Origin of the sequence: Streptococcus orisratti DSM 15617 (assembly GCF_000380105.1) — a bacterium.
GTDB lineage: Bacteria > Bacillota > Bacilli > Lactobacillales > Streptococcaceae > Streptococcus > Streptococcus orisratti.
The window spans coordinates 18,978-27,029 of record NZ_KB904476.1; the positions used below are offsets into that span (position 1 = coordinate 18,978).

The window sequence follows — 8,052 nt, forward strand, 5'->3', positions numbered from 1 at the left end:
AATCCTAATTGGCAAGGGCTGTGACAAATCTGAGAGTTTTACTTAGAGGCGTGATTGATTTTTGTGAATTGGCTGTAGTGGTCAACCTTGTCCTTAGAGATGTTAGAGTCTGTAATAACGCAGTCAAAATTTCTAGTTTCATAAAACACATAGAAGTCATAAGAATCAAATTTATGATTGTCAACTAGAAGGTACTTTTCAATAGATTTGCTTAGAGCAAGCTGCTGGATGAGTCCTTCCGCTTCACTATATGTCGCAACGGCATTTTCAAATACAGCATTAGCACTAATGAAAGCCTTTGAAAATGTTAATGACTGGATATTGTTGCTAGCGAGTGATCCTACAAATGCTCCAGTAATTGGTCGGTATTCACCACCTATGAGCAATAAATCAATATCAGCACAATCCTTTAAAATGTCAAAGACAGGCAAGCTGTTGGTTACAATTCGTATTTTTCTAGTTGTTAATTCTTTTGCCAAGCTTTCAAGTGTTGTACCCGGGCCGATAAAAATTGTTTCACCATCAGTCACTAGTTGGCTAGCAAATTTAGCGATTTCTTTTTTTTCTTCAACCTGTAAGTCGTGTTTTTCGTTATTAGACTTTTCTTGCTTATCTAGAAGCTTGATGCTCTGAGCTCCTCCGTGTACACGAATAAGCTGGTTGTTTTTTTCTAACTCAGCCAAATCACGACGGACGGTCATGTCTGAAATCCCTAGTTCTTTAATGATCTCGTTAACGGTAATGACAGCTTGTTTGTCAAGTTTTTCAAGTATCCAATTTAGTCTTTCTTTTTTTATCATCAGTCCTACCTTACCATTCATACTTTGCTTATATTATAGCACATAAAATAAAATAATAACATTTACAAACAGAAAGAAACAAAAATATATTTGTTTTATTTTGGTGTTTCTTATCAAAGATTCAATGAAATAGGGGAAAAATGAAGGAAAACGGAATTTTGTATCAAACAAAAATAAACAAAAAACACTTGACAACATGTTTGGTTTGGTATATTATTATTTTGAAAACAAACAAAAATAAACAAAAGGGGAATGAAAATGACAGTTATTCTTGGTTCAGATGCCGCAGGTGAAACTTTGAAAAATATTATCAAAGATTACTTGCTTGCAAATGATTATGATGTTAACGATGTGACAGATGTGACTAAAGATTTTGTTGATAATACGCTTGCTGTTGCGGCGGGTGTCAATGCGGCTGAAGGCAATCTTGGTATTATGATTGATGCTTATGGTGCTGGTAGCTTTATGACAGCAACTAAAATCAAAGGTATGGTCGCAGCGGAAGTTTCAGATGAACGCTCTGCTTACATGACACGTGCTCATAATAATGCTCGTATGATTACCATGGGTGCAGAAATTGTTGGTATTGAATTAGCTAAAAATATCGCTAAAGGATTCTTGGAGGGTCACTATGACGGCGGTCGTCACCAAATCCGTGTCGATATGTTAAATAAAATGTGTTAGGAGCGAGGAAGATAAAATGAAAATTGCAATTGGATGTGACCATATCGTAACAACAGAAAAAATGGCAGTGTCAGATTTCTTGAAATCAAAAGGCTATGAGGTTATTGATTGTGGAACATATGACCACACACGTACACATTATCCGATCTTTGGTAAAAAAGTCGGTGAAGCGGTGACAAGTGGTCAAGCTGACTTAGGTGTTTGTATCTGTGGAACAGGTGTTGGGATTAACAACTCTGTCAACAAAGTTCCAGGTATTCGTTCAGCTTTGGTTCGCGATATGACAACAGCGATTTACGCCAAAGAAGAATTAAATGCCAATGTCATTGGTTTTGGTGGTAAAATCACTGGTGAATTGCTCATGTGCGATATTATTGAAGCCTTTATTGAAGCTGAATACAAACCAACAGCAGAAAATAAAGCTTTGATTGAAAAAATGGCACAAGTCGAAACGGTTAATGAGGACCAAACATCACCAGATTTCTTTGATGAATTTCTTGAAAAATGGGACCGTGGCGACTATCACGACTAGGAGAAAATCAGATGATTCTTACCGTAACATTGAATCCGTCAATTGATATTTCTTATCCGCTTGATGAACTAACTTTGGATACGGTCAATCGTGTTTCTGAGGTTAAGAAAACCGCAGGTGGTAAGGGTTTGAACGTCACACGTGTGCTGTCAGAAATTGGTGACAATGTGACTGCAACAGGCTTTATTGGTGGCAAGCTCGGTGACTTTTTAACCAATAGGCTTGACCAAAATGGTATCCAACATCGCTTTTTCAAAATTCACGGAGAAACCCGCAACTGTATTGCGATTTTGCATGAAGGCTTGCAAACAGAAGTCTTGGAAGCAGGTCCGATGATTGACCAAGATGAGGCAGATGGTTTTCTTAATCATTTTCGTTACCTTTGCCCGTCTTATGATGTTATCACGATTTCGGGAAGTCTTCCAGCGGGGCTTGAAAACGGTTATTATCAAAAAGTCATTGGACTTGCTAACTTGCAAGATAAAAAGGTGGTACTAGATTGTTCTGGTAAGGCTTTGGAAGCTGTTTTAGCAGGTGATGACAAACCGTTTGTTATCAAGCCAAACACAGAAGAATTATCACAACTTGTTGGAAGAGAAGTGAGCGATGATGTGGATGACTTAAAAGAAATCTTGCAAGATGATTTGTTTGCAGGGATTGATTGGGTGGTCGTTTCACTAGGCAGCAAAGGAGCTTTTGCGAAACACGGTGACCACTATTACCGCGTTACCATTCCAAAAATCGATGTGGTCAATCCTGTTGGTTCTGGTGATTCAACGGTGGCTGGTATTGCGTCAGCGATTATCCATAACCTTTCCGACAAAGACTTCTTACGTCATGCGAATGCTCTTGGTATGTTAAACGCTCAAGAAAAAATGACAGGTCATGTCAATATGACAAATTACGAAAACTTATTTAATCAAATTCAGGTAGAAGAGGTATAAGAAAAAAATGGTATTAACACAAGAAAAACGCAGATTACTTGAGAAGCTTAGCCGTGATGGCGTGATTTCTGCTTTGGCATTTGACCAACGCGGAGCACTTAAACGCATGATGGCAGGCTATCAAACAGAAGAACCAAGCGTTGAACAAATTGAACAATTGAAAGCTTTGGTTTCAGAAGAATTGACACCGTATGCGTCATCTATTCTTCTTGACCCTGAGTATGGTTTGCCAGCAAGTAAGGTTCGTGATGCGAATGCTGGACTTTTGCTTGCTTATGAAAAAACAGGTTATGATGCGACAACGACTAGCCGCTTGCCAGATTGCTTGGTAGAATGGTCTGCTAAACGCCTTAAAGAGGAAGGTGCTGATGCAGTGAAATTCTTGCTTTATTATGATGTTGACGGTGATGAATACGTTAATCTTCAAAAACAAGCTTACATCGAACGCATTGGTGCCGAATGTAAAGCTGAAGACATACCCTTCTTCCTTGAGATTTTGACTTATGATGAAAACATCACTGACAATACCAGCGCAGCATTTGCCAAAGTAAAACCTCACAAAGTTAACGAAGCCATGAAAGTTTTCTCTGACAACCGCTTTGGTATTGATGTGCTCAAGGTTGAAGTCCCTGTCAACATGACATATGTTGAAGGTTTTGCGGACGGTGAGGTGGTTTACACAAAGGAAGAAGCTGCTAAAGCTTTCAAAGACCAAGAAGCAGCAAGTCATTTGCCTTATATCTATCTTAGCGCAGGTGTTTCAGCAAAACTCTTCCAAGAAACGTTGGTATTTGCGGCTGAATCAGGTGCTAAATTCAACGGTGTCCTTTGCGGGCGTGCTACTTGGGCTGGCTCTGTACAAGTGTATATCGAAGAAGGCGAAGCCGCAGCGCGTGAATGGCTAAGAACACAAGGACGCAAGAATATCGAAGAACTCAACGCAGTCCTTACCAAAACAGCCAGCTCATGGAGTGAGAAAGTGTAAATATACTATTTCATATAGCGGATCGTGACTATTCAATTAGGCGACACTGCAAAACGAGAGACTATCAGATACTATAAAAGGTAAATGGTCTCTTTTTGCACCTCGAAACACCTTTGATTACTAAAAGAAAAAGAATAAGAATAGGAAGGACTATACAATGAATAAAGAAGAAGTGACTATGTTAGGTTTTGAAATTGTAGCATTAGCTGGTGATGCACGTTCAAAAATGTTAGAGGCTTTAAAACTCGCAGAGGGTGGTAAATTTGATGAAGCAGACCAAATGATTAACGAAGCAAATAAGATTCTCGTAGCTGCTCATAATAGTCAAACAGATATGCTGGCAAAAGAGGCTTCAGGTGAAGATATTGCGCTAGGTCTGATTATGATGCATGGTCAGGATCACCTAATGACGACAGTTTTACTTAAAGATTTAATCCACCATTTAATTAATATCTATAAAAAAGGTTAGGAGAGAAAGCTTATGAATGGCTTAGTTAATCAAATTGAAAAAATGAAGCCTTTTTTTGAAAAGGTTTCTAGAAATAAATATTTGCGGGCAATTAAAGATGGTTTTATCGCAGGTATGCCAATTATCATCTTCTCAAGTATTTTTATGTTAATTGCTTATGTTCCTAATATCTGGGGATTTTATTGGAGTGATGAGGTAACGGCACTTATCGTTAAGCCTTATAACTATTCAATGGGGATTTTAGGAATGTTAGTGGCTGGAACTACAGCTAAAAATCTGACAGATTCGTTTAATCGTGACTTACCGGCAACAAACCAAATTAATAATATTGCAACTCTAATCACAGCAATTATTGGTTTTTTACTACTTTCTTCAGACTCTATTGGAGGAGGTTTTGGAAGTGGTTACCTAGGAACAGCGGGCTTGCTTTCTGCGTTTGTTGCGGCTTTTATTACTGTTAACGTTTATAATTTCTTTATTAAACGGAACATCACTATAAAAATGCCATCGGAAGTTCCACCAAATATTGCTCAAACATTTAAGGATATTTTCCCTCTTTCAGCAGCTATCCTTATCATGTATGCTATTGATTTGGTAGTTCGCCAAGTTGTTGGAATTAATTTTGCACAAGCAGTTATCCAATTATTTCAGCCACTCTTTACAGCCGCAGATGGTTACCTTGGTATAGCAATTATTTATGGTGCCATGGCAATGTTCTGGTTTATTGGTATTCATGGTCCTTCTATCGTTGAACCTGCAATCTCTGCTATTGCTCTGATCAACATTGATAAAAACTTGGCACTTCTTGATGCAGGACAACAAGCTACCAATATTATCACGCCAGGTTTGCAATATTTTGTAGCAACAATGGGTGGTACTGGGGCAACCTTAGTTGTTCCGTATATGTTTATGCTTTTAGCAAAATCAAAACAGAATAAAGCTATAGGTCGTGCGGCAGTTGTACCTACTTCCTTTGGTGTTAATGAACCAATTTTGTTTGGTGCACCTCTTGTTTTAAACCCAGTATTCTTTGTTCCATTTATTGCTGCTCCTATTCTTAACGTGTGGATTTTCAAATTCTTTGTTGAAGTTTTAGGGATGAACAGCTTCTCTTATGTACTACCATGGACAACACCAGGTCCTCTAGGGCTGATTTTAGGAACAGGTTTTGCAGGAATGTCATTTGTGTTAGCGGTAGTCTTGATTGTGGTGGATGTTCTGATTTACTACCCATTCTTTAAAGTGTACGACAATCAAATTCTAGCTCAAGAAGCGGCAGCTGATGCTCAAGTAGTGTCAGATGCAAAAACACAAACAGTCGTAGAACCAGTTGTTGAAAAAGTTGCAGAAGTGAAAGAAGAACCAGTTGTATCAGAAGCTATTCAAACTTCAGATAACTTTAGTAAGAAAGTTCTTGTTCTTTGTGCTGGTGGTGGTACTAGTGGTCTGCTATCAAACGCTCTAAATAAAGCGGCAAAAGAGTATAATGTTGATATTTCATCAGCAGCGGGAGCTTATGGTGCACATCAAGATATGTTAAAAGACTATGACTTGGTTATTTTAGCGCCACAAGTTGCTTCAAACTACCAAGATATTAAGAAAGACACGGATCGTCTTGGTATTAAATTGACTAAGACTGAAGGCATGGAATATATCAATTTAACTCGTGATCCGAAAGGTTCTCTTGAGTATGTCATGAAACAATTTGAAGATTAGAAGGTTTGATTATTATGAAACAGTTACCAGAAAACTTTATTTTGGGAGGGGCAACGGCTGCTTATCAAGCCGAAGGAGCTACCCAAGAAGATGGTAAAGGTCGTGTGGCGTGGGATACCTATTTAGCGAAAGAAGGTCGCTATTCTGGCGATCCCGCCAGCGATTTCTACCATAAATATCCTATTGATTTAGAATTATCGGAACGTTTTGGACTGAACGGCATTCGGGTTTCGATTGCTTGGTCACGTATCTTTCCAAAAGGCTTTGGCGAAATCAATCCAAAGGGTGTTGCTTTTTATCATGATTTAATTGCAGAGTGCCATAAACACCATGTTGAACCATTTGTCACTCTTCATCATTTTGATACACCAGAAGTATTATTTGACAATGGGGATTTTCTAAACCGAGAAAATATTGATCATTTTGTCAATTTTGCTAAATTCTGTTTTGAAGAATATGGAAATGAAGTCAATTATTGGATTACATTTAACGAAATTCTTTCCGTAGCTGCGGGACAGTATTTGCTTGGCAAATTTCCACCAAATGAACGCTTTGAGAATGGCAAGATGGTGCAATCCATGCACAATATGATGGTGGCTCATGCGCGTGCTGTTCTTGAGTATAAAAAAATGAATTTAAATGGTGAAATTGGAATCATTCATATTCTGGAACAACGTTACCCCTATAATTCAGAAGATGAAAAAGACAGGTTAGCCGCTAAAAAAGATGATACAATGTCAAATCGGTTCTTGTTAGATAGAACATTCTTTGGAGAATTATCATCAGAAACAGATGAAATCGTAACATCTGTCCTGTCTCAAAACAATAAAACTTATACCGTTTATGATGGAGACCTTGAAGAATTAAAAGCAGCTGCACCTTTGCTTGATTTCTTAGGAATTAACTACTATCAAAGTACTTTTGTTAAGCATTATGAAGGTGAAAGTGCCATTAATCTTAACGGTACTGGTGAAAAGGGAACGTCTTTATATGCTTTCAAAGGTATAGGAGAGTATAAATTTGATATGGACATCCCAAGGACTGACTGGGATTGGTTGATCTATCCGCAAGGGCTTCATGATATGATTATGCGCATTGTACGAGATTATCCGAATTATAAAAAACTTTATATTACGGAAAATGGCATGGGATATAAAGATGACTTCGTTAATGGAACGATTGATGATCAGCCACGTATTGACTATATCAAAGGACATTTAGAAGCTATTGCTCAAACTATCAAAGAAGGCGCTAATGTTCAAGGTTACTTCCTCTGGTCATTAATGGATGTATTCTCATGGGCTAATGGCTATAATAAGCGCTACGGTCTTTTCTATGTAGATTTTGAGACGCAGGAACGTTATCCTAAGAAGAGCGCTTATTGGTACAAACAAGTAGCAGAAACGAAGATTATTGAGTAGTCATTATTCTTCTTAAAAATTTCTAACATAAGATAAGAGTGTGGGTTTATACTGACGCTCTTGTTTTGTATAAAAGAGGACAAAAAATGGTTATTGAATTAAAAAATGATTTCTTGGTTTACCAAAGACGCCATTACTTTGGATAAATTAGCTTCACGCAGCGTTTCTTTGAAATCTCATAAGCATGATAAAGGATTGCGTTTGGATTTTGAAGATTTTCCAAATTTGATTTTATGGTCAACCGTCAATAAGAGCCCTTTTATTGCTCTAGAGCCGTGGATCGGCTTGTCAACGTCACTTGATGAAGGTGATATTTTAGAAGATAAACGTCAAGTAAGCTTTGTAGCGAGCGGCGAAATGAGTGAGAAAACCTTTGGAATTACAATTTTTTAAAAATGTTTAAAACCCTAAATTCTCAAAGTAAATTCTAGTCTAACACCAAAACTGGAAATTAGACTGAGACAAAAAAATAAGGTAGAACTTACTATGGGACAAGTTGGT

At 37.8% G+C, this 8,052-nt stretch carries 8 protein-coding genes and 1 pseudogene; 8 read left to right on the top strand and 1 reads right to left on the bottom strand.

Annotated features, from left to right (window positions below; all coding sequences use genetic code 11):
* Window positions 1-38 precede the first annotated feature (38 nt).
* Window positions 39-800, bottom strand: a complete 762-nt coding sequence (locus A3I7_RS0107255; RefSeq protein ID WP_018376126.1) for a DeoR/GlpR family DNA-binding transcription regulator — start codon at window positions 798-800, stop codon at window positions 39-41.
* Between the two features lie 258 nt (window positions 801-1,058).
* On the opposite strand from A3I7_RS0107255, the gene lacA reads away from it, so the two are divergent.
* The 8 genes and pseudogenes from lacA to A3I7_RS13195 all read left to right on the top strand — a co-directional run.
* The gene (gene lacA, locus A3I7_RS0107260) at window positions 1,059-1,484 is read left to right on the top strand and encodes a galactose-6-phosphate isomerase subunit LacA (RefSeq protein WP_018376127.1); all 426 of its coding nucleotides are present in this window, start codon (window positions 1,059-1,061) and stop codon (window positions 1,482-1,484) included.
* A 16-nt stretch (window positions 1,485-1,500) separates the two neighbouring features.
* Complete coding sequence (lacB, locus tag A3I7_RS0107265) at window positions 1,501-2,016, top strand: galactose-6-phosphate isomerase subunit LacB (protein WP_018376128.1); 516 nt, start codon at window positions 1,501-1,503, stop codon at window positions 2,014-2,016.
* A gap of 11 nt (window positions 2,017-2,027) precedes the next feature.
* Window positions 2,028-2,960, top strand: coding sequence for a tagatose-6-phosphate kinase (locus A3I7_RS0107270; protein ID WP_018376129.1), 933 nt, complete (start codon window positions 2,028-2,030; stop codon window positions 2,958-2,960).
* Window positions 2,961-2,967: 7 nt separating this feature from the next.
* Window positions 2,968-3,945, top strand: a complete 978-nt coding sequence (gene lacD, locus A3I7_RS0107275) for a tagatose-bisphosphate aldolase (RefSeq protein ID WP_018376130.1) — start codon at window positions 2,968-2,970, stop codon at window positions 3,943-3,945.
* A gap of 157 nt (window positions 3,946-4,102) precedes the next feature.
* Entirely contained in the window at window positions 4,103-4,414 is a 312-nt protein-coding gene (locus A3I7_RS0107280; protein WP_018376131.1) for a PTS lactose/cellobiose transporter subunit IIA, read from the top strand.
* A 12-nt stretch (window positions 4,415-4,426) separates the two neighbouring features.
* Entirely contained in the window at window positions 4,427-6,130 is a 1,704-nt protein-coding gene (locus A3I7_RS0107285; protein WP_018376132.1) for a lactose-specific PTS transporter subunit EIIC, read from the top strand.
* A 14-nt stretch (window positions 6,131-6,144) separates the two neighbouring features.
* The gene (lacG, locus tag A3I7_RS0107290) at window positions 6,145-7,551 is read left to right on the top strand and encodes a 6-phospho-beta-galactosidase (protein WP_018376133.1); all 1,407 of its coding nucleotides are present in this window, start codon (window positions 6,145-6,147) and stop codon (window positions 7,549-7,551) included.
* A gap of 111 nt (window positions 7,552-7,662) precedes the next feature.
* Window positions 7,663-7,944: pseudogene (locus tag A3I7_RS13195) on the top strand (aldose 1-epimerase family protein); the annotation flags it as partial.
* Between the last annotated feature and the right edge of the window lie 108 nt (window positions 7,945-8,052).

Coding starts and splice junctions, on each gene's coding strand:
- A3I7_RS0107255 (WP_018376126.1), bottom strand. CDS start 800: ATGATAAAAAAAGAAAGACTAAATTGGATACTTGAAAAACTTGACAAA.
- lacA (WP_018376127.1), top strand. CDS start 1,059: ATGACAGTTATTCTTGGTTCAGATGCCGCAGGTGAAACTTTGAAAAAT.
- lacB (WP_018376128.1), top strand. CDS start 1,501: ATGAAAATTGCAATTGGATGTGACCATATCGTAACAACAGAAAAAATG.
- A3I7_RS0107270 (WP_018376129.1), top strand. CDS start 2,028: ATGATTCTTACCGTAACATTGAATCCGTCAATTGATATTTCTTATCCG.
- lacD (WP_018376130.1), top strand. CDS start 2,968: ATGGTATTAACACAAGAAAAACGCAGATTACTTGAGAAGCTTAGCCGT.
- A3I7_RS0107280 (WP_018376131.1), top strand. CDS start 4,103: ATGAATAAAGAAGAAGTGACTATGTTAGGTTTTGAAATTGTAGCATTA.
- A3I7_RS0107285 (WP_018376132.1), top strand. CDS start 4,427: ATGAATGGCTTAGTTAATCAAATTGAAAAAATGAAGCCTTTTTTTGAA.
- lacG (WP_018376133.1), top strand. CDS start 6,145: ATGAAACAGTTACCAGAAAACTTTATTTTGGGAGGGGCAACGGCTGCT.